Genomic DNA, 24,868 nt, shown 5'->3' on the forward strand with positions numbered 1-24,868 from the left:
GGTTCCTTGTGATGAGGTCGAGGCCCGATGCTAGCAGCGGGAAAATCGTAAACCCACGGTGCTGGACGCAGAGGTAATCTGCGTTTTTGCACGGATGGCATTCGGAGGCGGCTGTGGATTGGGACAACCTGCGTTACTTCCTCGAACTGGCGCGTGCCGGCCGGCTGACCGCGGCCGCGCGGCGCCTGGGTGTCGACCACACCACGGTGGCGCGGCGCGTGCAGGCGCTGGAGAAGGCCCTCGACCGCCAGTTGTTCATCCGCGCCAAGGCCGGCTATCGCCTGTCCGAGGCTGGACGCGAGCTGCTCGCCCAGGCCGAGGCGATGGAAAGCGCCGTCGCCTCCATCGAGCAACCGAGCCTGAGCGCCGACCGCCTCTCCGGGCAGGTGCGCATCGGCGCCACCGAGGGCTACGGCACGCTGATGCTCGCCGGCCACCTGGCCAGCCTGACGCGCAGCTACCCGCACCTGGGCGTGGACCTGCTGGCGGTGCCGCGCTCGGTGCGCCTGGCGCGCAACGAGGCGGACATCGTCATCACCCTGGAGCGCCCCGAACGCGGGCCCTACGTGATCACCAAGCTCACCGACTACGTGCTGCGCCTGTACGCCTCGGAAGCCTACCTGGCGTCCCACCCGCCGATCCGCAGCCGCGAAGACCTCGGCGAGCACGTGTTCGTCAGCTACATCGAGGACCTGCTGTACAGCAAGGAGCTGTTCTACCTCGACGAAATCGTCCGGCCGCGCCAGCACTCGCTGCGCAGCACCAGCATCCTCGCCCAGCAGGAGGCCGTCGCCGCCGGCGCCGGGCTGGCGATCCTGCCGGCGTTCGCCGCGCGCCGCGAGCCGCTGCTCAAGGGCGTGCTGGTCGACGAGATCGAGTTCACCCGCACCTTCTGGATGCTCATGCCGGTGGAAAACAAGGACCTGGCGCGCATGCGCGTGTGCTGGGATTTCCTGCGCGAAGTCGCGGCCAGCAGCCACGACCTGATGATGGGCCGCGCATGAGCCGCGACGGCCGGGGCAGCATTTCCGTGCGGCTGGTGGAGCAGGCGCTGCTGGCCTTCACCTCGCCGCAGCGGTCGGCCGAGGACCTGCTGCGCCAGCTTGGGCTGGCGTCGATCGACCTGCGCGACGCCGAGGCGCGGGTCGAGGTGGCGCAGTACAGCCGGCTGTGGCGCCGACTGGCGCGGCACTTCGACGACGAGTTCTTCGGTATGGATGCGCGGCGGCTGCGCGCGGGCAGCTTCGCCTTCGTCTGCCGCGCGGCGATGGGCCAGCCGACCCTGGAGCGCGCGCTGCGGGTGGCCCTGGAGTTCTTCGCCCTGGCCTTCGAGCGCTTCCGCGCCGACCTGCAGCGCAGCCAGAGCCTGGCGGAGGTCGTCCTGCTGGAGGCTGACGAGCGGCCGCTGCGCGCGTTCGGCTATTTCACCTTCTGGATGCTCCTGCACGGTCTGGCCTGCTGGCTGACCGGGCGGCGCATCCCGCTGCTGGCCGTCGAATTGCGCTGCGCCGAACCGGCCTACACCGACGACTATCGGGTGATGTTCTCCGACAACCTGCGCTTCGCCCAGGGCCGCACGCGGATCATCTTCGCCGCCGCCGCGCTCGACCTGCCGGTGCGCCGCAGCGAAGCGGAATTGCAGGCCTTCCTGGCCCAGGCGCCGGCCAACATCCTGGTCCGCTACCGCGACACCGGCAGTCTGGCCAGCCGCATCAAGGCCCAGTTGCGCGCCCTGCCGGCCGAGCAGTGGCCGAGCGGCGAGCAACTGGCGCGGCAGTACTGCCTGTCGCCCTCGACCCTGCGCCGCCGCCTGGCCGAAGCCGGCCTGCCGTACCAGGCGATCAAGGACCTGGTGCGCCAGGAGATGGCCACGCTGTGGCTGGCCGATGCGACGCTCACCTACACGCAGATCGCCGAGCGCCTGGGCTTTGCCGAGGTCAGCTCGTTCTACCGGGCGTTTCGCAAGTGGACCGGCACCAATCCGGGCCAGTACCGCGCACTGATCCTCGGCGCGCCGATTGGCGAAAACGGTCAGGCAGATTGAGACGAGCGACCATTGTCCGCGCCATTGGGGCTGCTGAAGATGACGCGAACCTGATTGCGAGGGCTATGCCGTGGACATCAAGGACAAGGTTTTCCTGATCACCGGGGGCGCTTCGGGCCTCGGCGCAGCGGCGGCCGAAGGGTTGCTGGCGGCCGGCGCCCGGGTGCTGCTGGCGGACATCAACGCAGAGGCGCTGGATGAGCGCGTGCGCGCCCTGGGCGCCCATGCGCGCGGCGTGGTCACCGATGTGTGCGACGCGGCGGCCGCCCAGGCCGCGGTGAGCGCGGCGCAGGAGCACTTCGGCGCGTTGCACGGCCTGGTCAACTGCGCGGGGGTGGCCAGCGGCGAGCGCATCCTCGGTCGCCAGGGGCCGCATGGCCTGGACAGCTTCGCCCGGGTGATCGGCCTCAACCTGATCGGCAGCTTCAACATGCTGCGCCTGGCCGCCGAGGCGATCGCCGAGGGGGCGCCGGACGCGCAGGGCAATCGCGGGGTGATCATCAACACCGCATCGATCGCCGCCTTCGATGGTCAAATCGGGCAGGCGGCCTATGCGGCGTCCAAGGGCGGCATCGTCGCCCTGACGCTGCCCGCCGCGCGTGAGCTGGCGCGCCACGGCATCCGGGTGATGACCATCGCCCCGGGCGTGTTCGAGACGCCGATGATGGCCGGCATGCCGCAGGAGGTGCGCGATGCGCTGGCCGCCGGCGTGCCCTTTCCCCCGCGCCTGGGCCGTCCGGCCGAATATGCGGCACTGGTGCGGCAGATCGTCGAGAACGACATGCTCAACGGCGAAGTGATCCGTCTGGACGGCGCCCTGCGCATGGCCGCGAAATAAAGAGAGGTGAACCCCATGCACAGCGACCCGGTAGTAATTCTTGGCAGCGCGCGCACGCCGATGGGCGGCTTCCAGGGCGACCTCGCCAGCCTCAGCGCCCCGCAACTGGGCGCCGCCGCCATCCGCGCGGCGGTCGAGCGCAGCGGCGTGGCGCCCGAGCGCGTGCAGCAGGTGCTGATGGGCTGCGTGCTGCCGGCCGGCCTGGGCCAGGCGCCGGCGCGCCAGGCGGCCCTGGGCGCCGGCCTGGACAAGGGCACCGCCTGCACCACGCTGAACAAGATGTGCGGCTCCGGCATGCAGGCGGCGATCTTCGCCCACGACGTGCTGCGCGCCCGCAGTGTCGATCTGGTGGTGGCCGGTGGCATGGAGAGCATGTCCAACGCGCCGTACCTGCTGGACAAGGCCCGGGGCGGCTACCGCATGGGCCACGGCAACGTGCTCGACCACATGTTCCTCGACGGCCTGGAGGACGCCTACGACAAGGGCCGCCTGATGGGCACCTTCGCCGAGGACTGCGCGCAGAGCCACGGCTTCAGCCGCGCGGAGCAGGACGCCTACGCGCTGACCTCGCTGCTGCGCGCCCGTGAGGCGATCAGCGGCGGCCACTTCGCCAGCGAGATCGTGCCGCTGACGGTCACCCGGGGCCGCGAGCAGCGGACCATCGCCGACGACGAGCAACCGCCCAAGGCCAATCCGGAGAAGATCCCCACGCTCAAGCCGGCGTTTCGCGATGGCGGTACGGTGACGGCGGCCAACTCCAGCTCGATTTCCGACGGCGCCGCCGCGCTGGTGCTGACCCGGCATTCGGTCGCCGAACGCCTGGGCCTGAAGCCGCAGGCGGTGATTCGCGGCCATGCGGAGTTCGCCGATGCGCCGAACCTGTTCCCGACCGCGCCGATCGGCGCCATCCAGGCCCTGTTGGCCCGCACCGGCTGGCACCTCGACGAGGTGGACCTGTTCGAGATCAACGAGGCCTTTGCGGTGGTGAGCATGGTCACCATGCGCCAGCTCGGGCTGGACCACGCCAAGGTCAACGTCAACGGCGGCGCCTGCGCCCTCGGCCATCCGATCGGCGCCTCGGGCGCGCGGATCCTGGTCACGCTGCTCGCCGCGCTGCGCGAACGCGGCCTGCGCAAGGGCATCGCGGCGATCTGCATCGGCGGCGGCGAGGCCACCGCCATGGCCATCGAGCGGCTGGATTGAGGGCGTTCGCGGGGCGGCGCTCAGTCCCAGTCGCTCGCCGCCACTGAGCCCCGGATCGCGCCCGGCGTGCGCGAGAAGCGCGGTGCCGGGGCGGCGTGCAGCACGCCGTCGATGTCGCGGTACACGCCGCGCTGGCGCATGTGCGGATGCCGCGCGGCTTCGGCCAGGGTCAGCACCGGGGCGAAACAGGCGTCGCTGCCTTCGAGCAGCGCGCACCACTCGGCCTGCGTCTTGCGGGCGAACAAGTCTGCGAGTTGGCGGCCCTGTGCGGGCCAGTTGTCCGGGTCGGCGCAGCCGGCGAGCAGCTCCGCCGGCGCCTCGATGCGCCGCAGCAGCTCGGCGAGGAACTGCGGCTCCAGCGGGCCGATGGCGATCTCGCGGCCGTCGGCGCAGCGGTAGCAGCGGTAATGCGGGGCGGCGCCGCCGAGCAGGTTGCGCTCGCGCTCCAGGGAAATCCGGCCGCCGGGCAGCAGGCCGGCGAAGAAACTCATCATCGAGGACACGCCATCGACGATGGCCGCGTCGACCACCTGACCCTGCCCCGAACGCTCGCGTTCCCACAGTGCGGCGAGGATGCCGAACGCCAGGTACAGCGAGCCGCCGCCGAAGTCGCCGACCAGGTTGAGCGGCGGAGTCGCCGGCCCGCCGGGCGTGCCGATGGCGGCCAGCGCGCCGCTGAGGGCCAGGTAGTTGATGTCATGCCCGGCGCTGTGGGCCAGCGGGCCGTCCTGGCCCCAGCCGGTCATGCGCCCGTACACCAGGCGCGGATTGCGCGCGTGCATCGGTTGCGGGCCGAGCCCGAGACGCTCCATCACCCCGGGGCGGAAGCCCTCGATCAGCACATCGGCGTTCTCGGCCAGCGCCAGGCAGCGTTCGCGCCCGGCATCGCTGCGGATGTCCAGGGTCAGCCGCTTGCGACCGCGATCGACCACCGGATTGGGCCAGCCGTTGCCGCCTTCGCGCTCGATGCGCAGCACCTCGGCGCCCAGGTCGGCGAGCAGCATGGCGCAATGCGGGCCGGGACCGATGCCGGCGAATTCCAGTACGCGCAGGCCGCGCAGCGGGCCTTGGCGAGGGGTGTCCGGCATGGCTGCTCCCGGTTTCAGGTTATCCGTAGGGTGGATGTCGCTTTCCACATCCACCACGTCGCCGCTACAGGCTCGCCGCGCTCGTTTCACCGGTCTCCAGATCGAGCAGGTACGCGCGATAGCGGTCGCGCAGCAGCTTCTTGTCGATCTTGCCGGTGGCGGTGAGCGGCACCGCCGCGATGATCACCGCGTCCGGCATCCACCATTTGACGATGTGCGGCTCCAGATGGCCGAGCACCGTGGTGACGCAGATCTCCACACCGTCGTGGGGCTCGATGATCAGCACCGGGCGCTCTTCCCACTTGGGATGCGTGACGCCGACCACCGCGGCGATGCGCACGCCCGGACAGCCCACGGCGATGTTCTCGATGTCGATGGAGCTGATCCACTCGCCGCCGGACTTGATCACGTCCTTGCTGCGGTCGGTGATGCGCATGAAGCCGTTGGCGTCCAGGGTGGCGATGTCGCCGGTGTTGAACCAGCCGTCCCCGTCCAGCGCGCTGGTTTCGCTGCGGAAGTAGCGCTCCACCGTCCAGGGGCCGCGCACCAGCAGGTTGCCGGAACTGACGCCGTCATGGGGCAGTTCGCGGCCCGACTCGTCGACGATCTTCAGCTCGATGCCGAACTGCAGGCGCCCCTGGCGCGTCCAGATCACCTCGTCGGCGGCGGCCTGGCCCAGCGCCTCGAGCTTCGGCGTCGGCGTGGCGACCACGCCCAGCGGGCTGGTCTCGGTCATGCCCCACAGCTGGCGCACGCTCACGCCGTAGCGGGTCTGGAATTTCTGCGCCATGACCCTGGGCACCGCCGAACCGCCGATCACCAGGCGCTCCAGCTTGCCGGCGTCTTCCCCGGTGCGTTCCAGGTAGTCCAGGTACATGGTCCAGATGGTCGGCACGCCGCCGGAGAAGGTCACGCCCTCGTTCTGGATCAGCTCCTGCAGGCTGGCACCATCCATCTTGTCGCACGGCAGGACGAACTTGCAGCCGTTGATGGCCGCGGTGAAGGGCACGCCCCAGGCGGTGCCGTGATACAGCGAGGAGCAGGGCATGATGCAGTCGAACGCCGAGAAGCCGAAGGCGCCGCTGAGCCCGGCCGCCATGGCGTGCAGGACGATGGAGCGGTGGCTGTAGAGCACGCCCTTCGGGTGGCCGGTGGTGCCGGAGGTGTAGCAGAGAATGGCGCCGGCGTTCTCGTCGAACTGCGGCCAGGCGGTGAGCGGCGGCGCGTCGGCGATCAGCGTTTCATAGCTCAGCGCGCCGACCGTGCCCGGCTCGGTGCGCTGCGCATCGGACAGCATGATGAAGGTATGGATGCGCTCCAGCTTCGGGCGCAGGCGTTCGACCAGGGCCAGGAAGTTGCGGTCGAACAGCAGCACGCCGCTGCCGGCGTGGTTGAGCGTATAGATGATCTGCTCGTCGGACAGCCGCGGATTGGCGGTGTGCAGCACGGCGCCGATGCCGGGCACGGCGAAGAACAGCTCGAAGTGACGGTGGGTGTTCCAGGCCAGGGAGGAGACCATGTCGCCGGCCCGCACGCCGATGCGGTGCAGCATCGAGGCGGCCTGGCCGGCGCGTCTGGCGAGGCCCGCGTAGTCGTAGCGCCACAGGGGTTCGTCGACCAGCCGCGAGACGATTTCCCGGTCGCCGTGGGCCATGGCGGCGTGGGTGAGGATGGCGCTGAGCATCAGCGGGGTCTGTTGCATCGTTCCAGTAAGCATCGTCGTCGTCCTTATTGTTGTTGTCTCGGATGCGGCCCCGATGCCCGGGGCCGACGCGGAGCGGACCGGCCGCCCGTGCGCGTGCAGATCGAAGCCGTCATTCCTCCCTGTCTCCAGCGGCGCCTTGCCTAGACGCCGTAGTTGCGCAGCTCGCGGGCGATCAGCAGGCGCTGGATCTCGCTGGTGCCCTCGTAGATCTGCGTGATGCGCGCATCGCGGTAGTAGCGTTCCACGGGGTAGTCCTCCAGGTAGCCGTAGCCGCCATGGATCTGCATGGCCTTGGAGCAGACGTACTCGGCCATTTCCGAGGCGAACAGCTTGGCCTGCGAGGCTTCCGACAGGCACGGCAGTTCGGCGCTGCGCAACCGCGCGGCGTGCAGGATCAGCAGGCGCGCGGCGTTGATCCGGGTGTGCATGTCGGCCAGCAGGTTGGCGACGCTCTGGTGCTCGATGATCGGCTTGTCGAACTGGATGCGCTCGCGGGCATAGACCAGCGCCGCTTCGAAGGCGGCCCGGGCGATGCCCAGCGCCTGGGCGGCGATTCCGATGCGCCCGCCCTCCAGGTTGGACAGCGCGATGGCCAGGCCCTTGCCGCGCGGGCCGAGCAGGTTGGCGGCCGGCACCCGGCAGTCGCGCAACGTCACGCCGCAGGTGTCGGAGGCGCGGATGCCCATCTTGTGCTCGGTGCGGTCGACGATGAAGCCGGGCGTGTCGGTGGGCACCAGGAAGGCCGACAGGCCCTTCTTGCCCAGCTGCGGATCGGTGACGGCAAACACGACGGCGATCTTCGCGCGCTTGCCGTTGCTGACGAACTGCTTGGTGCCGTTGAGTACCCAGTCGTCGTTGTCCAGCACCGCGCGGGTGCGCAGGTTGTGGGCTTCGGAGCCGGCCTGCGGCTCGGTGAGGGCGAAGCAGCCGATGGCGCGACCGCTGGCCAGCTCCGGCAGCCAGGTGTCCTGCTGCTCGGGCGTGCCGTAGTTGAGGATGGGGCCGCAGCCCACCGAGCTGTGGACGGACATCAGCGTGCCCAGGGCGCCGTCGCCGGCGGAGATTTCCTCCACCGCCAGGGCGTAGGCGACGTAGTCGATATAACTGCCGCCCCAGCGCTCGGGGACGATCATGCCGAGCAGGCCCAGCTCGCCCAGTTTGGCCACCGTGGCGTCGTCGATCCAGGCGGCCTTTTCCCAGGCCTGGGCGTTCGGCGCGATCTGGGCGCGGGCGAACTCGCGCGCCATATCGCGGATCATGCGCTGCTCTTCGGTCAGTTCGATGTCGTGCATGGGCTGATCCTCGTTTCAGGCGCCGGCAAAAAAAGCGGCAATGCGTTGTGGGGTCACCTCGGCCAGTGTCGGCGGGTTCCAGTTCGGGTTCTTGTCCTTGTCGACAATCAGCGCGCGGATGCCTTCGATGATGTCGCCCCGGTCGAACCACTGGCGGCCCAACTGCAACTCCAGGCGAAAGCACTCGGCCAGCGACAGCGCGCGACCGCGCCGGAGCATTTCCAGGGTGACGCTGACGGCCAGCGGCGAACGGCTGTCGATCACCTGCAGGGTTTGCGCCGCCCAGTCACGGTAGGCGTCACGGCTTTCGCTCGCCAGGGATGCGCGGATGGCGGCGATGCTGTCGTGGGCGAAGTGCTGCTCGATGGCCGGCAACAGCGCGCGGAACGAGGGTTCCGGCAGCTCCCGGCTGCCCAGCTCGGCGAGCAGGGCGGTCAGCACCAGGCTGGCCGGCGTGCTCCAGTCCTGCTCGTCCAGGCGCCGCTCCAGTTCGGCGAAGCGCGCCTCGGGCAGGCAGTAATCGGCGAGCCCGGCGTACAGCGCATCGGCGCAGTCGACCTGGTTGCCGGTCACGCCCAGGTAGATGCCGAGGTTGCCACGCAGGCGCGACAGGAAGTAGCTGGCGCCGACATCCGGGAAGTAGCCGATGGCGACTTCCGGCATGCCCATGCGCGTGCGCTCGCTGATCACCCGCAGCGCCGCGCCCTGCACCAGCCCCATGCCGCCGCCGAGCACGAAGCCGTGCATCAGCGCCAGCAGCGGCTTGGTGTAGGCGTGGATGTACTGGTCCAGCGCGTACTCCTCGACGAAGAAGTCGCGGTGCAGGCGTTCGCCATTGCGGTAGCTGTCGTACAGCGAGCGGATGTCGCCGCCGGCGCAGAAGGCCTTCTCCCCCGCGCCGCGCAGCACCACCGCGACCACCTGCGGATCGTCCGCCCAGGCTTGCAGCTGGCGATGCAGGATGCGCACCATTGGCAGCGTCAGCGCGTTCAGCCCGGCGGGGCGGTTGAGGGTCAGATAGCCGACGCGGTTGCGCAGCTCGACGAGTACCGGAGCGTCCTGGCTCATGTCGCGTCCTCCGGGCGGTACAGGCGGATGATCGCCGAGAAGTCCAGCGCCCCCTGGCCGCGCAGGCTGCTGGCCTGGTAGAGCTGCTGGGCGAGCGCGCCGAGGATCACCGGCTGGCGCACCTGCTTGGCCGCCTCGCTGGCCAGGCCGAGGTCCTTGAGCATCAGGTCGGTGCCGAAGCCGCCGCTGTAGCCGCGCGACGCCGGGCCGTTCTCCAGCACGCCGGGGAACGGGTTGTTGACCTCCGAGCTCCAGCAGCGGCCGCTGGAGGAATTGATCACCCCGGCCAGCACCTTGGCGTCCATGCCCAGCGCCACGCCCAGCGACATGGCCTCGGCGACGCCGATCATCGAGATGCCCAGCAGCATGTTGTTGGCGACCTTGGCCACCTGGCCGTTGCCGCTGGCGCCGCAGTGCACGATGTTCCTGCCCATCGCCGAGAGGATCGGCTGGGCCTGCTGGAACTGCGCCTCGCTGCCGCCGACCATGAAGGTCAGGGTGGCGGCCGCGGCGCCGACGGTGCCGCCGGACACCGGCGCATCGACCATCGGATTGCCGTTGCGGGCGGCGGCGGCAGCCACCTCGCGGGCGCTCATCGGGTCGATGGTGGACGAGTCGATCAGCAGCACGCCGGCCGGTACATGGGCCAGCAGCCCGTCATCGCCGAGGTAGACCTGCCGTACCTGCGCGGCGGCCGGCAGCATCGTGATGATCGCCTCGACGCCCGCCCGGGCGACGGCGGCGGGGGAGTCGGCCGGCTGCGCGCCGGCTTCCGCCAACCCGGCGACCGCCGTGGCGGAAGGGTCGTAGACGCTGAGCCGGTGGCCGGCCTTGAGCAGATTGCGAGCCATCGGCCCGCCCATGTTGCCGAGTCCGAGAAAACCGATATGCATGGCCGTGTTCCTTGTTGTTATTGGCGGCGAGTGCAGCGACGCCGGCGCACAAAGGCGGGGCGCCGCCGGCGGTCATTTCAGCGTGATGGTGGTGTTCACCGCGCCGCCGACTTCGTTCTCGTCGAACCAGCGCTGGGTCACGGTCTTGGTCTGCGTGTAGAACTGCACCGCCTGCTTGCCGTAGGGCCCGAGGTCGCCGAGCTTGGAGGCGCGCGAGCCGCTGAAGGAGAACATCGGCGCCGGCACCGGGATCGGCACGTTGATGCCGACCTGGCCGACGTCGATCTCTTCCTGGAAGTGCCGCGCCGCCGCGCCGGAGCGGGTGAACAGCGCCGTGCCGTTGCCGTTGGGGTTGGCGTTGACCAGTGCGATGGCCTCATCGAGGCTGGCGGCCTGCATCACGCAGAGCACCGGGCCGAAGATCTCCTCGCGGTAGATGTCCATCGCGGCGGTGACCCCGGAGAAGATCGTTGGCGCGACGAAGTTGCCCTGGGGATAGCCGGCGACCTGCGGCTGGCGGCCATCCAGCACCAGTTCGGCGCCTTCGCCGATGCCACGCTCGATCAGCGCGCCGATGCGCTCCAGCGCCGCGCGGGACACCACCGGGCCGACGTCGGTGCCGCCCTCGACACCGGCATTCACCTTCAGGGTCCTGGCCTTGGCCACCAGATCCGGCAGCCAGTCCTGCGCCTCGCCGACCAGGATCACCACCGACAGCGCCATGCAGCGCTGGCCGGCCGCGCCGAAGGCGGCGCCGACCAGGTTGTTGAGCGTCTGCTCCTTGTGCGCGTCGGGCAGCACGATGCCGTGGTTCTTCGCGCCCATCATGCACTGCACGCGCTTGCCGGCCTGGCTGGCGCGGTTGTAGACGTGGGTGCCGACCTTGGTCGAGCCGACGAACGAGACGGCCTTGATATCCGGGTGATCGCAGATCAGGTTCACCGCGTCGGCGCCGCCGTGGATGACGTTGAGCACGCCCGGCGGCACGCCGGCCTCCAGGGCCAGCTCGGCGAGGCGCATGGTGACCATCGGGTCCTGCTCGGACGGCTTGAGCACGAAGGTGTTGCCGGTGGCGATGGCCATCGGAAACATCCACAGCGGAATCATCGCCGGGAAGTTGAACGGCGTGATGCCGGCGCACACGCCGAGCGGCTGCTGCAGGGTATAGGTATCCACACCGCTGGCCACGTTGTTGGCCAGCTCGCCCAACTGCAGGTTGCCGATGCCGGCGGCATGCTCGACCACCTCCAGGCCGCGGAACACATCGCCCTCGGCGTCCGGCAGGGTCTTGCCCTGCTCGGCGGTGAGGATCGCCGCCAGCTCCTGCATGTGCTCGCGGATCAGCTGCTGGTACTTGAGGAAGATCCGCGCCCGCGCGCCGATCGGCGTCTTGCGCCAGGTCTTGAAGGCTTCCTTGGCGCTGGCGACCGCCGCGTTCATCTCCGCCTCGGTGGCGAACGGCACCCGCGCCAGCACTTCCTGCGTGGCCGGATTGACGACATCGCGCCAGTGGCTGGTGGACGACTCGACCAGCTTGCCGCCGATCAGGAGTTTGACGGTTGGAGTGACACTGGGCTGGGGCATGGCTGTCCGTCCTGAAGATTTTGTCATGGGATGGGTATGAGCCTTTGACTTGATCCTAGGGTGCAGAATTGCCGACATCAATGTGGGTTGGTGCATAGGGGGTGTGCGGAAATGCACGGGGACTGAAATCGCGGGGGAGCCAGGCGTGTGGCGAGGGGGGAGGATGGAGTAGTACGTACTCAGTCACCAGGATGGCGCTGCCACACCATCCGGATCGCCAAGGATTTCTTGCTGCACCTGCCGGGCCTGGCGGACGCCGTGGCCGCACAGGTCAGCTTTAGTGTCGTGCCCGTGCCGCTGGGCACCGTCTAGGTGAATTCGCTCCAACTAACCGGAGCAGAGGAACCCTGCGGAGGCGATGGCGGGCTGACGTATGGTGGGCGGCGCTATCTATCAAACCCCCTCCACTTCAATCCCATGCTCGGCCAGCCAGTTCTTGCGCTGCTCATAGTCGGGCATGGCGCGCTCCAGGCGCAGCCAGAACTCGGGCGTATGGTGCGGCTCGTGCAGGTGCGTCATCTCATGCACCACCACGTATTCGGCGATGTGCTTGGGTAACAGGATGGTCTTCCAGTGGAAGTACAGCTGCGCACCCTTGCCACAGGAGCCCCAACGGTAGCCGAGGTCCTGGACCCGCACGGCGGTGGGTGCCAGGTCCATGCGGCCCTGATAGCTCTTCACGCGCAATGTCAGCCAATCACGGGCATGGTCGCTATACCAGCGGATGAAATGCTCGCGGGCACGAAACTGCTCGCTGCGTAGCAGGTTGAAACGCCCAGCCGATAGTTTCAGCGGCACAGCCTGCTCATCCACCAGCTTCAATCGGTAGCTGCGTCCCAGGTAAAGAAAACCCTCGCCGTCCACATACTCCTTGGCCGGGATGGCGCGCTGCAGCCGCTCCTTTTCAGCCAGTCGCGAGTAGATCCAGAAGCTCTTCTCCTGCACGAACTGACGCAGCTTTTCCTCTGCCAGCTCGGGAGGGGCCGACAGCATCAGGCCGCCATCGCGCTCGACGGTGATCTGCATCGTCTTGCGCCGCGCGCTGCGGCGCAGTGTGAGCTGCAGATCGTCCACGATCAGCATTTGATCACTCATACCTGCATCAATCTCTCATGACTGGCCCTGGCCTGATCGATCAGCCGGTCAGCCAGCACGCCCGCCGTATCGGCGTCCACCAGCGGCGGTCGTAAGCGCATCAGGTGATCGAACAGCTGCCCGCCCAGCTCGTCCTGGGCGGCCCGCTTGCGCGGGCTCCAGATATCGCGATGGCTCTGCAGTTCGATGACCAGCATGTCCACCAATTCCACCGTCGCATCCTTAAGGCGCAATAGCTCGGCCGGTTGCGGGTCGCGCTCGGCGCACACCACATCCAGCAAGGTACGCAGGAAGGGGGCGTAGTGCTCGGGCAAATCCAAGGCAGCGTTGTCGTCGCTTGGCTGGCCACTGCGCAACTCATCAATGATTTTCTGGAGCTGTTCGACGAGCTGATCCCATTGTTCGCCCAGGGATTTCAGCAGTTCGTTTAGACGCTCGGACAGCTTGCGGAAGCGCACCGGGTCCTCGTCGACATGCTTGCGTATGTGCGAGCGAATGGCGTGCTCCATCTCGGAGGCCTTGGCGCGGTCGTTCGCGTTGCGAGCCAGCTGCTTCTCGAAATCCGCATCGGTGAGCTGAATTGGCGGAATCTTCGGGTCAATGCCCAACGAGATGACGTGGTCATCGATCAGCTTGCGCACCTTGGCGCCGACATCCTTGCCCAGTTGCGGCAGGTCCTTGTAGCGCCCCCGCGCCCGCGCATGGATATAAGCCAGGCGCTTGGCATCTTTAACGAAGGGCAAGCCCTCGGGGCGCGGCAGCACAGTATCCAGTGAATCCAGAAAGGCCTTGAGCTTGACCGTGAATTCGGCGCGCACTTTCTCGCTGGCCAGCGCGATAACGCAGGCCTCAATGCCTTCCAGCGATTCGACGCCCTGGCGGCGCAGCACATCCACAACACGCAGATGGCGATCACGCAGCACCGGCACCTCGTCCTTGATGTTGCTCAGCGCGCCCTCGATATCCTCGTCGGCATAGGCGGCCAGGGCTTCCTGTAAGTGATTGGCGACCCCGTAGTAGTCGACCACGATGCCACAGCGCTTGCCGAAGCCAGTACGGTTGACCCGTGCGATGGCCTGTAACAGCTCGGCCTCCTTGATCGGTCGGTCGAGATACATCACCCCTTCGATGGGCGCATCGAAGCCGGTCAGCAACATGGATTTGACGATCAGGAAGGCCAGTGGGTCGGCCTTGCCCGGCTGCTCATGATGTAGGGGCTTCTTGAAGCGCTTGATCAGCTGTTCGTGCTTCGATCCATCCGTCCAGGCTTTCCATTCGGACGGATCGTTGTTGGCCCCGGAAATGATCGGCGCGAACTCCAGCGTGCGCAGCGTGTCGCGGTACCGCCAGGCCTGCACCCGCGCCTGTACCTGGGGCGAGCGCTGGCACAGCGCCTCATCGTCGAGTCCCTTGTCCGTTGCCGACAGGGCGTCGGCCTCGGCCAGCAGCTCGTCGCGGGCAACCTGCAGCGCATGGAAATAACGAATGGCCGCGATCCGGCTGTACGCCACCACCTGGGCCTTGTAGCCGTTGGGCAGGATGTTGGTGACGTAATGACGCAGAAGGTCGCGCGCCTTGTCGGCGATCAGCGCCGGCGCCTCGAAGATATGGCCCTTGGTGGCGTACTTCTTTTTGATCAGCTCCAGCTCTTCCTCGCTGTATTCGCGGAACAGGTCCTCGAACAGCTCGTCCAAGCTGGCGCCGTCCTTCACCGCGCCGTTTGCCGTGCGCCCCTCGTAGAGCACCGGCACCGTGGCGCCGTCGGCCTCGGCTTCCTTGATGGTGTACTTGTCGATAAAGGCACCGAAGATCTCATGGGTGCGCTTCTTCTCGCCCATGATGATCGGCGTGCCGGTAAAACCGATGCGCGCGCAATTGGGCAGACCGGCCTGCAGGTTGGCGTGCAGGTCGCCGGCCTGGGTGCGGTGTGCCTCGTCCACCAGCACCAGAATGCTCTCATCGTCGTTGAGCACTTCGCATGGCTTGCTTGCCTGGTAAGGCGCGCGCTTTTCCGCCGCCTTGGCTGGCGTGGCGGCGCCTGCCGAATCCGGTGCGACCGACGCCTCGTCGTCCAGCTCCGGATTGCGGTATTTCTGAATGGTGGCGAACACCAGCCCAGGCCCCTTGCGTCGGGCCAGAGCCTTCACACCCTCGATGTTGGAGGCCACCTCCGGCAGTTCACCGCTCAAGGTTGCCGTGGCGGCCAACTGGTTCTGCAGATCCTTGCGGTCGGTGATCACGATCACTTTGAAGCGCCGCAGTTGCTCGTTGGTGCGCATCTTGCGCACCAGAAACACCATGGTCAGGCTCTTGCCCGAGCCCTGGGTGTGCCAGATGATGCCGCCGCGCTGATCGCTCTCGCCGTGCTCCGCGCGGGTCTGGCCGCGCTTGAGGCGCGCAATCGCATGGTTCACCGCGCGGTATTGCTGGTAACGGCAAACCGTCTTGATGGTCTGCCCGCCCACCTGCATGAACAGCATGAAATGGCGCATCAGATCGAGCAGATGGGCCGGCGCCAACATGCCCGCCACCAGTCGCTCCTGTTCAGACAGCGTCGCCTTACCCAGCGCCGCCGCGACGCCTTGCTCGCTGCCGTTGCCATCCGGACCGACCACCGTCTTCCATTGGGCGAAATGGGCGAAGCCGGCGCCGATGCAGCCCACCCGCGCCTCGTCGTAGCTGGTGGCGATCAACAGTTGAACGCTGGCAAACAGCGCCTCGTTGCCCTCGTTCTCCTCGACTTCGAAGACCGCCTTGCGCTGATTGCTGTAGCGACGCAGCTGGTCCACCGCTTCGGCCAGTGGCTCGGGGATGGATGGGCTCTTGCACTCCACCACCACCAGCGGGATGCCGTTCACCAGCAACACCAGATCGGGGACGATGAATTTCTTGCCGCTGTCATAGCCGGGCGGGCAGTCCAGCCGGTACTGATTGATTACCGTGAAGCGGTTATTGGTCGGCGTATCCCAGTCGATGTACTGAATGGTCTGCCCACGCCCGCCATCCCAACCCGGCAGGCCATCGACGGTAATGCCTTTGAGCAGCAGTTCCGTGGCCTTCTGGTTGGCTTCCATGAGCTTGGCGGCACCCAATCGAGTGATGGCCGCGACCGCCTCGCAAAGGCGCTCCTCGTCCAGCCAGGGTTGGCCATCGCGCAGATTGATGGCGCGTAGCCGCTCGCGCAGTACCGACTCCTGTAGCACCTCGGCGAAGCTCTTGCGCTCGGTCAGTGCCGGGTCGTCGAGACTTCCCTCCACAGGCGTCCAGCCCAGCCCCTGCAATTGAACGACAAAGGGTTTCTCGACATCTTCCAGTTCCCAGCCCACAGGCCACTCCTTTTAATCCGACCTGTATGGGGCAATCACCCCATAACATTCTATGCGGCGTCGAAGGCTCACTCGCCGCTACCCATGTCTCATGCGGCCTCGTGTCCTTCTATGCGTATACGCAAACGTATAGATCCGTATAGAAACGCATAGCGCCGTGTATCAATCCGTTCCTGGCAGGGTATAGAAGCTCCACCGCCGCTCGCCGTGCTTGACCAGCTTTTCAGCCGACACCAAGCGCTTGAGCAGTTGCCAGGCTTGATCCTCGGTAAGCCGGCACAGGTCCATGACCTCCGCCCGCTTGATCTGTCCATGCTGCTGCACGTAGCTCAACACCATCTGCTCGTGCTGGATGGGGCTGAATCCGGCTTGTCGGGTGTAGGCAGCCTTATCGCCCACGGCCTGGTACAGGCTGGCTGACAGGGTGTAGCTGCGTGCTCGCGTGGCGCCGTGCGCTTCCACCAGGCCCGCCTCGGTCAGGGCTTCCAGGGTGCGCTTGGCACTGGTGGTGTCGCGCTGGATCTGTACCGCCAGCTCATCCGCAGTGACCCGCTTGGTCGCGCGCAGGGCGGCCAGCGCAATCAGGCTGTCGATCGGCAGTTCGGCGTTGTGGGCGCGTTCGTGCTCGACCACCAGGCGGCGGAACTCCAGATCGGCCTCGGTGGTGGGCAGGCGCAGCACCACGCTCTGTGTGGTGGTGTTGCCATAGTCCGGTGCGGGCCGGCCGAACTTGAGCATGCCGCGAAAGATCTTATCCACGCCGCGACCGGAGCGTTCGACCACGCCGATGCGCTTCATGGCATCGGCCAGCGCCGGGTTGCGCGGGCGCGGCTCGGTGACCAGCAGGTTGTCCAGGGTCACGCCATCGACCAGCCCGCCGGGGTTGCTGACCACCAGGGCATCGTCCTCCAGGCGCACATGCACCGCGCCACGGCCGTGATAGTCACGGTGAACCAGCGCATTGGCCACCGCTTCGCGGAACGCGCCCATGTCCACCTTGGGCACCGGCACGCGGAACAGCCCGACCTGCAGCTCTTCTTCCGGGTTGTAGGGCCGGAAGTTGGTTTCCAGCCAGTCCAGCGCCTTGAGCAGCGGGAAGCGGCGGAACTCGTTGAAACGCACCGCCTGCTGAGCCATGACCTGGAAGGCGAATTCGTGGGTGGGCACCAGTTGGCGCAGCGAGGTTTCCCGGCCGACCAGCAGCAGGCCGGTGAGGGTCGGTACCCGCGAGCCGTCCGGCTGGCGGGCGGTCAGCAGCAGCGCGCCGTCCAGGGCTTCGTCGTCGAGCTCCAAGAGCACGCGGTCGCCGCCATATTGCTGCACGGCCTGACGCAGACGCTCGCGCTCCAGCGGGTCGAGGTCGGCGAGGGTGGCGCCGGCCACCGGTTGGGCCGACACGTCGATCAGCCCGAAGCTGGAGGCGCGGCTGGTCCGCTCGTGGGGCAACATGGCCACGCACTCCGGGGTGCCATCGTGCTTGAGGCGGCGGCGCAGGTAGACCCCGCTGGTGGTGGCCACCTCGCCGTGCGCCTTGGGCACGCGGATGCGCGCCACGGTTACATCGCCTAGCTCGACCGCCTCAGCTTGAATGCTTAACGACGGCGAGGTGCGCGCCGCCACCATTCCGGTCAGGCCTTCCAACAGGTGATGTTCGGCATGCACGCCGGTGGGCGTGCCGTCGTCCTCGACGCCCAGCCACAACTCGCCGCCCTCGGCGTTCGCCAGACAGACCAGTGCCTCGATCAACTCGCGGTCGGAGAGCTTCTTTACGTCGCTTTTGAATTCGACGGTAAGAGATTCGCGGGAGGGCAGGCGTTGGGGCATATCAGGCTCCCGTTTGTGCAGCAGTCTGCTGTAGAGACTTCAGCAGCGGGGTGACGCGGACGCGGCCGGTTAGCAGGTCGTCCATAAGGCCGGCTTTGATCGCCCGCAGGACCTCTAGCTCCTGCAGCTCGCTTTGCAGTTGAGCATCTAGTGCCTTGGAGCGACACAGGATTACGCTCTGCTCATCAGGTTTCGGAATGGCAACTTTTAAGCCGGTAACGATTGCTGAGCTGATTTTCACCATGCTTTCAGACGTTCCAGATGCAGAACCCTGGATTTGCCGACGCACCTTGCTCGATTGCAAAACTAACTGCAGGAACTCGGCGCTGGTTTCCTCGGACGGCATCAGCCGCATCATTAAATCCGGATAAGTGCAAGGCGTACCAATATCGCGGTACACGCCCACAACGCCGACCAGGTCCCTTGTATTTGCTCGGCTGATGAGAAGGTCACCATCATTGAGCAATGCCTTCTCCAGTCCTCTATCTCCGGCGGGTGCGAGCTTGAGCTGAGCTCCAAAGAAGCCCTCCTTCGTAAGGCACCCCAATCCGAGCATTTGAACACCTGTCCACTCTCCGGCCTCCTGAGGCGAATAACCGTTCTTAGGTTTCCCCATTAGCCAAGTCCCGAGCGATCCATAGCTCCATTCCCTCGGGATCCACCCTAACGGCGACTCCTTGTAGAGCTGTGGCGTTTCGCTTTGCGGCGGGCGCAGTTGGCCGTTGGGGTCGATGCCGCGGGTGAGTAGGTTATGCAGCAGGCCCTGCTTGACGGCCTTGAGCTTGTCGATCAGCGCCTCGGTTTCGCGGATGGCGGTATCGAGGGTGTCGAGGACTTGGGCGATCTTCCTCTGCTCACATTCATTGCCTGGTATTTCAACGGAAAACTCTCGAAGCTCTCCGCGCTTGATGTGTTTCATCGTGCTGCCATGCGTCCGCTTGCCCATTTCAGCAACAGATGCTTGCAGCACATGAAAAAGGAATGACCGATCAATCCCGGCAGCGGGCACAACTTTAAACAGATGCTGGTTCAGCCAAGCTGGACCGCCAGACCAACGCACGACCGCGAGTGTGCCGCTCCACGAAAAGATCAGATCACCTTCATCAATCCGGTAACTCTCCGGTAGCACACCAGGAAAGCAATCAACGATGCCTTGGCTGCCGGTGATTTGAGCTATTCGGATAATTGGCAGGCCATGCTCTGACCAATGCAGCTCATTGAACGCAAAGCCGTTCTCATAGTTCCCCAGCGAGGCAAGGCTGCGTTGTTGCCACTCAGACATACCCCAACCCCTTCAAGAACCCCTGCAACGCCACCGCCGCCGCATCGCGCTTTTGCTCGATCTCATTCAGCGTCACCCGGTACTTGTCCCACCAGTTCTCGAAGGCGGCGACGATCTGCTTGCGCTGGGCGGCGATATAACGCTCGAAGATGGCCTGCATATCATTGTGCAGGATGGTCAGCAGCAACTCGGCGGCCTGCTGCTCGTCCAGGCCATCGACGGCCTTGTTCAGGTGGCTGGCGAAATTTTCTTTCTTGGTCTTGAGCTGCTTCTTCACCTTGGTCAGCTCGGCCTTCCATTCCTTGAGTTGAGCCTCGTCGATGGGGGGTTCCTCGTCGCTGGCTTCCGCCTCGTCATCAGGCTCTTCGCCATTCTCGCCCTTGGCCGGGGTAGCGGCCTTGATCTGGCTCTCCAGTTCGGCCTTTTTCGCTTCCAGTTCGGCCAGGTCGGCGACGAAATCGCCGAGCAGGAACTTGACCAGCTTGTGCTCCAGCGGACTCTGTTTGCTGGCCTTGTCTTCCAGGGCGGTAACGATGCTGGTGCGCCAGGCATCCATTACGCCCCGGCTGCCACGCGCCATCAGGCCGAGGAGGTCGAATTTGCTCTGGTACCAGAAGCCGGCCACGATGCCGCGCACCTGGAAGGGATCGAGTAGCCCGATGCGCTCCAGGGTCTGGCTGAAGCTGGCCAGCAGCTCGCCGCGCAGGTTGACCAGCGCGGCGCTGTTATCCATTTGCCCGGCCAGGGCGGTGATGCGCGGGCTGTGTTCGCTCCACCAGGCCTCGAAGGCGGCGCGTATCGAGGCTTCCTTGCGCTGCAGGCCCGTGTTGCCTTCGATGGCTGGCTTGAGATCGGCGCGGCGGGTCAGCCCACTGCGGAAGTCTAAGTAGCGCTCGTCGCGGGGCTCGAACAGGTCCAGCGGATCAAGGCCGTGAGCGGCGAATAGCGCGGCCTTGGCCTGCACTTCAGATTTGGGCACGCCGCCGAGCAGGTGGGCGCGCACATCGTGCGGCTCGGGCGGCGGAGCGTTGTCCACGTAGCGGCGGATGTTCAGGTTGTAGTCGTTGTCGCGCAGGGTGGCGATGTCCACCACGTCACTCAGGCCGTCGATACAGTGGAATTCGTCGTAGGCGGTGGCGATCTTCTCGATGTGTTCGGGCAGCAGGAAGTTCTGCGCGCGGCCCTCGAAGTATTCGCGGTCGGCATTGATAAACAGCACCTTGCCCTGTCGCTCGGCCGGCTTGCCGCTGACCCGGTTGGCGCCGTTCTGCTTGTGCTGACGCAGGATCAGGATGCAGGCGGGAATACCGGTGCCATAGAACAGGTTGGCCGGCAGACCGATCACGACCTCGAGCAGGTCTTCCTCAATAATGCCGGCGCGGATGCTCTTTTCCTCGCCGCCCCGGAACAGCACGCCATGGGGCAGCACAGTGGCGACCAAGCCTTCATCGCGGGTGACTGCGAGCATGTGCTGCAGGAACATCAGATCGGCTTTCTTCGAGCCCAGCGGCACCTCGCCGAAACGGAAACGCTCCTCGCGGAACGTCGGGTTCCAGGCGAGGCTGCCGTCTGGGTTTTTCTCGGTATGCCCCCAGTTGATGGAGAACGGCGGGTTGGTGAGGATGCGGTCGAAGCGGCGCAGCTCGCCGCCCTCGATATGCCGCGGATCGGCCAGGGTGTCTTCGTTCTCCAGCCAGGCCGTGCTGATGCCGTGCAGCAGCATGTTCATCTTGGCAATCGACCAGACAGTGCCGTTGAACTCCTGGCCGAACAGGTTGGCCTTGCGGCCGTCCTCGCCGTGCTCGTCGATATATTCCTTGGCGGCAATCAGCATTCCGCCCGAGCCGCAGCACGGGTCGTAGATGTCGTGTTCGAGGCGCGGCTTGAGCAGGCGCACCATCAGGCGTACCACTGCGCGTGGCGTGTAGAACTCGCCGCCCTTTTTGCCGGCAGAGTCGGCGAATTCGGCAATCAGGTACTCGTAGGCCGCACCCAGCAGATCGGGGAATTCGAAGTCGCTGTTACGCAGGCGTACTTCGCTGAAATGTGTGATGAGCTGGCGCAGCTTCTGGTCGGGAATCTTGCTCTGGCCGACCTTGCGGGTGAAGTCGATATGCTCCAGAACGCCGTCCAGGGAAGCGTTGTTGTCCTCGATTCCGCTCAGAGCTTTGTTCAGTAGGTTGCCAACGTTGACATGCGCTTCGTTGAGCAAATGTTTGAAGCGCGATTGGCTGGGTACCCAGAAGCTGCCGTCGCGCTTGTACCAGCGCGGGTTTTCCGCTGTGACAAAGGCCTCGGCTTTGCTCTTGCCAGCCTCCAACTCCTCGGCAACCACCTGCTCATAGCGCTCTTCGAATACGTCGGAGCAGCGTTTGAGAAACAGCATGCCGAAGATGTATTCCTTGAACTCCGAGGCATCCATCTTGCCGCGCAGAATGTCGGCGGCCTTGAAAAGGTGGCGTTCCAGTTGTTGCAGTGTGAGGGGCATTGCGGAATCCCTTGTGGGCACCCGTCGCGGATGCCGGTCCTGGTGACATCGAAACAGCTCAATCTGTAACCAAAACGAGGCCAGAAAGCCATAACAAAAAAGGCCCACCCGAAGGTGAGCCTTTTTGATCTAGATGGTGCCGGCACCAGGAGTCGAACCCGGGACCTACTGATTACAAGTCAGTTGCTCTACCAGCTGAGCTATACCGGCGAAAACGTCGGGCATTATACCGACCGGGGCGTGCGAGTAAACCGCCGTGGTGTCGATGGGGTCACGGCTGGCGGGCCTTATGCACAAAGCGAATGAAATCCGCGCGGCACGCGCGGGATTTTGTGAAGCGTTCGGCCGAATTCGCAACTTATTGTTTTTATTGATTATTTCCTGGCTGTTCAGAAATGGATCAGCGCGGGCAGAGGCCCGTGCGGCGGGCTTTTGCGGGCCTTACCCCAATGTCGTTCACAGAGTTATCCACAGATTCTGTGGGCATCGTTGCGCTCGGCCAGGAGTAGCAGATTGCGTGGCGTGAGCCGGTGTTCGCAGAACTGGCCCAGTCGCACCCGGTAGCCCTGTTCTTCCAGAAACAGGGCCCGGTCGAGGACCAGCCAGAGCTCCAGCGGGCGGCGGAACAGGTTGCGCAGTAGCTCCAGGTTGCGCACTTCGGCCAGGCGTTGCCAGCCGGCGTGCTCCAGGGCGAGCCAGTCCTGTTCGCCCGGGTCGGGCAGTTGGCGTAGTTCGGCGAGGTCGCGGCAGTACTGGGCGAAGGGTTTGTCCAGCCAGTGGCTCGGCAGCGACGGGGTGGGCAGGTAGTCATCGCAGCCGCGCAGCTGGCGCTGCAGCAGGTCGAAGGACAGCCGGCGCGCCATGGACTGATCGCGCTGGCGGCGCACCCGGGCGCCGGCGGTGGCGGTTTCGCACAGGGGTAGGGCTAGGTCGTCGCGACTGAGCCGCAGCCGGGAATCGCGGGCCGCTGCCGACAGCGGCTGGTATTCGTCGGTGCCGATGCGGTTGTAGCAGCAGGGCGCCACGGCCAGGTGCGCGCAGCCGCGCTGGCTGGCCAGTTGCAGCAGGCGCACATGCAGGTCGCCGCAGGCATGCAGGGCCACCGGGCTGTGTTCGGGCGCTAGCTGCTGGGCGGCGTCGGCGGCGAGCACATCCTGTTGGATATACCGGGCCTCAAGCTGCTGGCGTTGGCTGAGCGCGGCGCCGGCTTCCACCAGCGCGGGATCGTATTCCAGGCAGGTCAGGTCGGCGCCGTCCTGGGCCAACAGGCGGCCGAGATGGCCCTTGCCCGAGCACCAGTCCAGCCAGTGGCGCGGCGGCTCGGCGAACTGCAGGCGTGAGGCGAAGGCGAGGATCTGCTGCCACTTGCGACCCGGCACGTCGACGCTCAGTCGCGCGGGCGGCTCCGCGCCCGGATGGTCCGGCAACTCATGCGCATGACCCAGTTCCCAGGCGGTGGCGGCCAGTTCCCGGAACGGCGCCGGTGCCTGCAGGCGCTCCGGCTGCGACTGGTCGGCGTCGGCCTGCTCCAGCGTGCGCGCGCGCAGCCACTGGGCCAGTTGCGGATGGTCCGCTTCCCAGGGCAGCTGCAGGTGGGTGAAGGGCTTGGGGCGCCAGAGCACCTGGTGGGCGGTCAGGAAGTCGTCCAGGGCCTGGAAGCGGGCGAGCAGGTCGGGGCCGGTGAGCATGATGGGTCGAAAAGTCCTGCCCCTCGGGCGAGGGGCATGGGAAAAGTGTCAGCGTCCCTGGCAGGCGTCCACGCGCAGCCAGCGTTCCAGCAGCTTGAAGCCCTGGACCAGCAGGAAGGCGATGATCAGGTAGATCACCCCGGCGGCGAAGAAGAACTCCACCGGCAGGTAGGTGCGCGCGATGATGGTGCGCGCCGCGCCGGTGAGCTCCACCAGGGTGATGGTGCTGGCCAGGGCGCTGGCCTTGAGCATCAGGATCACTTCGTTGCTGTAGGCCGGCAAGCCGATGCGGATGGCGCGCGGCAGGGTTACGTGCAACAGGGTCTGCGTGCGCGACATGCCCAGCGCGCGGGCCGCCTCCACTTCGCCGGGCGGCACCGCCTGGATGGCGCCACGGATGATCTCGGCGATGTAGGCGGCGGTGTGCAGCGTCATGGTGATGATGGCGCACCAGTAGGGGTCGCGCAGGTAGGGCCACAGCGCGCTCTGGCGCACCACCTCGAACTGCGCCATGCCGTAGTAGACGAGGAACAGCTGCACCAGCAGCGGGGTGCCGCGGAAGAAGAAGATGTAGGCGTAGGGCAGGGCGCGCACGTAGAGGTTCTGCGAGGCGCGGGCGACGCCCATCGGCAGGGCGAGGATCAGCCCGGCCAGCACGGAAATGGCTACCAGCTGCAGGGTCAGCACGGCGCCGTCGAGCAGGCGCGGCAGGTATTGAACGATCACATCCCAGTTCATGCCGCGCTCCTCACGAAGCCGCGGCTGGCGCGCCGCTCAAGGAAATGCAGGCCGATCATCGCGACGACGGTCAGGCCGAGATAGATCATGGCCGCCACCATGTAGAAGGTGAACGGCTCCTTGCTGGCGGTCACGGCGATCTGCGAGCGGCGCATCAGTTCTTCCAGGCCGATCACCGAAACCAGCGCGGTGTCCTTCATCAGGATCATGAACAGGTTGCCCAGGCCGGGCAGGGCGATCCGCCACATCTGCGGCAGGATCAGTCGCCAGAGGATGCGCGGGGCGGACATGCCCAGCGCCAGGCCGGCTTCACGGTGACCCTTGGGGATGGCCAGGATGGCGCCGCGAAAGACTTCTGTGGCGTAGGCGCCGAAGCACAGACCCAGGGCGATGGTGCCGGCGGCGAAGGCGGACAGTTCCAGGCTTTCCATGCCGAGCAGGTCGGCCAGGCCGCGCATCAGGCTCACGGTGCCGTAGTAGATCAGCAGCACCCAGAGCAGCTCGGGCACGCCGCGCACCAGGGTGGAATAGGTGCCACCCAGCCATTGCAGCGGCTTGAGCGGCGAAGTCTTGGCCAGCGCACCGAGCAGGCCGAGGACCAGGCCCAGGGCCAGGGAGGCCAGGGCGAGCTGGATGGTCATCAGCGTGCCGGCCAGCAGCGCCGGGCCGAATCCGTGGAGATCAGGAATCATGGGGTAGGGCTAACGTGAGG

18 protein-coding genes and 1 tRNA gene are annotated in these 24,868 nt (G+C 66.4%); 4 read left to right on the forward strand and 15 right to left on the reverse strand.

Annotation, left to right across the window (positions count from 1 at the left end; genetic code table 11):
- The first annotated feature begins 113 nt into the window (after window positions 1–113).
- The 4 genes from VL129_RS12630 to VL129_RS12645 all read left to right on the forward strand — a co-directional run bounded on the left by VL129_RS12630 (window position 114) and on the right by VL129_RS12645 (window position 4,085).
- The gene (locus tag VL129_RS12630) at window positions 114–1,004 is read left to right on the forward strand and encodes a LysR family transcriptional regulator (RefSeq protein ID WP_039561082.1); all 891 of its coding nucleotides are present in this window, start codon (window positions 114–116) and stop codon (window positions 1,002–1,004) included.
- Window positions 1,001–2,044 carry an AraC family transcriptional regulator gene (locus VL129_RS12635; RefSeq protein WP_325413209.1) on the forward strand — a complete coding sequence of 348 codons (1,044 nt, stop codon included), beginning with the start codon at window positions 1,001–1,003 and terminating at the stop codon, window positions 2,042–2,044. The genes VL129_RS12630 and VL129_RS12635 overlap by 4 nt, the downstream gene beginning before the upstream one ends.
- 70 nt (window positions 2,045–2,114) lie before the next feature.
- Window positions 2,115–2,882 (forward strand): SDR family NAD(P)-dependent oxidoreductase, encoded by a 768-nt coding sequence (locus tag VL129_RS12640; protein WP_325413211.1) that lies wholly within the window; start codon window positions 2,115–2,117, stop codon window positions 2,880–2,882.
- A 15-nt stretch (window positions 2,883–2,897) separates the two neighbouring features.
- Window positions 2,898–4,085, forward strand: coding sequence for an acetyl-CoA C-acyltransferase (locus VL129_RS12645; protein WP_325413213.1), 1,188 nt, complete (start codon window positions 2,898–2,900; stop codon window positions 4,083–4,085).
- Window positions 4,086–4,105: 20 nt separating this feature from the next.
- Here the strand turns inward: VL129_RS12645 and VL129_RS12650 are convergent, their stop codons facing one another.
- The 15 genes from VL129_RS12650 to VL129_RS12720 all read right to left on the reverse strand — a co-directional run bounded on the left by VL129_RS12650 (window position 4,106) and on the right by VL129_RS12720 (window position 24,848).
- Window positions 4,106–5,173: a CaiB/BaiF CoA transferase family protein gene (locus VL129_RS12650; protein ID WP_325413215.1), complete on the reverse strand. Its 1,068-nt coding sequence runs from the start codon at window positions 5,171–5,173 to the stop codon at window positions 4,106–4,108.
- Window positions 5,174–5,237: 64 nt separating this feature from the next.
- On the reverse strand, window positions 5,238–6,890 hold the full coding sequence (locus VL129_RS12655) for a long-chain fatty acid--CoA ligase (RefSeq protein ID WP_414705199.1): 1,653 nt from the start codon (window positions 6,888–6,890) through the stop codon (window positions 5,238–5,240).
- A gap of 128 nt (window positions 6,891–7,018) precedes the next feature.
- Window positions 7,019–8,170 carry an acyl-CoA dehydrogenase family protein gene (locus VL129_RS12660; protein WP_325413217.1) on the reverse strand — a complete coding sequence of 384 codons (1,152 nt, stop codon included), beginning with the start codon at window positions 8,168–8,170 and terminating at the stop codon, window positions 7,019–7,021.
- 15 nt (window positions 8,171–8,185) lie between these two features.
- A complete protein-coding gene (locus VL129_RS12665; RefSeq protein ID WP_325413219.1) occupies window positions 8,186–9,238 on the reverse strand; it encodes an enoyl-CoA hydratase/isomerase family protein in 1,053 nt (350 codons plus the stop codon).
- Window positions 9,235–10,131, reverse strand: coding sequence for a 3-hydroxyisobutyrate dehydrogenase (gene mmsB / locus VL129_RS12670; RefSeq protein ID WP_039606660.1), 897 nt, complete (start codon window positions 10,129–10,131; stop codon window positions 9,235–9,237). The genes VL129_RS12665 and mmsB overlap by 4 nt, the downstream gene beginning before the upstream one ends.
- A gap of 72 nt (window positions 10,132–10,203) precedes the next feature.
- Window positions 10,204–11,715 carry a CoA-acylating methylmalonate-semialdehyde dehydrogenase gene (locus VL129_RS12675; RefSeq protein ID WP_325413222.1) on the reverse strand — a complete coding sequence of 504 codons (1,512 nt, stop codon included), beginning with the start codon at window positions 11,713–11,715 and terminating at the stop codon, window positions 10,204–10,206.
- A gap of 393 nt (window positions 11,716–12,108) precedes the next feature.
- Window positions 12,109–12,810 carry a M48 family metallopeptidase gene (locus VL129_RS12680; RefSeq protein ID WP_325413224.1) on the reverse strand — a complete coding sequence of 234 codons (702 nt, stop codon included), beginning with the start codon at window positions 12,808–12,810 and terminating at the stop codon, window positions 12,109–12,111.
- Window positions 12,807–16,136: a type I restriction endonuclease subunit R gene (locus VL129_RS12685; RefSeq protein ID WP_325413226.1), complete on the reverse strand. Its 3,330-nt coding sequence runs from the start codon at window positions 16,134–16,136 to the stop codon at window positions 12,807–12,809. Before VL129_RS12685 ends, VL129_RS12680 begins: the two co-directional genes overlap by 4 nt.
- A 162-nt stretch (window positions 16,137–16,298) precedes the next feature.
- Window positions 16,299–17,960, reverse strand: a complete 1,662-nt coding sequence (locus VL129_RS12690; RefSeq protein WP_325413228.1) for an ATP-binding protein — start codon at window positions 17,958–17,960, stop codon at window positions 16,299–16,301.
- Window position 17,961: 1 nt separating this feature from the next.
- Window positions 17,962–19,242: a restriction endonuclease subunit S gene (locus VL129_RS12695; RefSeq protein ID WP_325413230.1), complete on the reverse strand. Its 1,281-nt coding sequence runs from the start codon at window positions 19,240–19,242 to the stop codon at window positions 17,962–17,964.
- On the reverse strand, window positions 19,235–21,730 hold the full coding sequence (locus VL129_RS12700) for a type I restriction-modification system subunit M (protein ID WP_325413231.1): 2,496 nt from the start codon (window positions 21,728–21,730) through the stop codon (window positions 19,235–19,237). The genes VL129_RS12695 and VL129_RS12700 overlap by 8 nt, the downstream gene beginning before the upstream one ends.
- A 134-nt stretch (window positions 21,731–21,864) precedes the next feature.
- A tRNA-Thr gene (locus VL129_RS12705) sits at window positions 21,865–21,940 on the reverse strand.
- Window positions 21,941–22,194: 254 nt separating this feature from the next.
- Window positions 22,195–23,418 carry a methyltransferase gene (locus VL129_RS12710; protein WP_325413233.1) on the reverse strand — a complete coding sequence of 408 codons (1,224 nt, stop codon included), beginning with the start codon at window positions 23,416–23,418 and terminating at the stop codon, window positions 22,195–22,197.
- A 48-nt stretch (window positions 23,419–23,466) separates the two neighbouring features.
- Window positions 23,467–24,156, reverse strand: a complete 690-nt coding sequence (locus VL129_RS12715; protein ID WP_325413235.1) for an ABC transporter permease — start codon at window positions 24,154–24,156, stop codon at window positions 23,467–23,469.
- Entirely contained in the window at window positions 24,153–24,848 is a 696-nt protein-coding gene (locus VL129_RS12720; RefSeq protein WP_325413237.1) for an ABC transporter permease, read from the reverse strand. The genes VL129_RS12715 and VL129_RS12720 overlap by 4 nt, the downstream gene beginning before the upstream one ends.
- Between the last annotated feature and the right edge of the window lie 20 nt (window positions 24,849–24,868).

The organism is Pseudomonas sp. (assembly GCF_035497915.1).
Classification (GTDB): domain Bacteria; phylum Pseudomonadota; class Gammaproteobacteria; order Pseudomonadales; family Pseudomonadaceae; genus Serpens.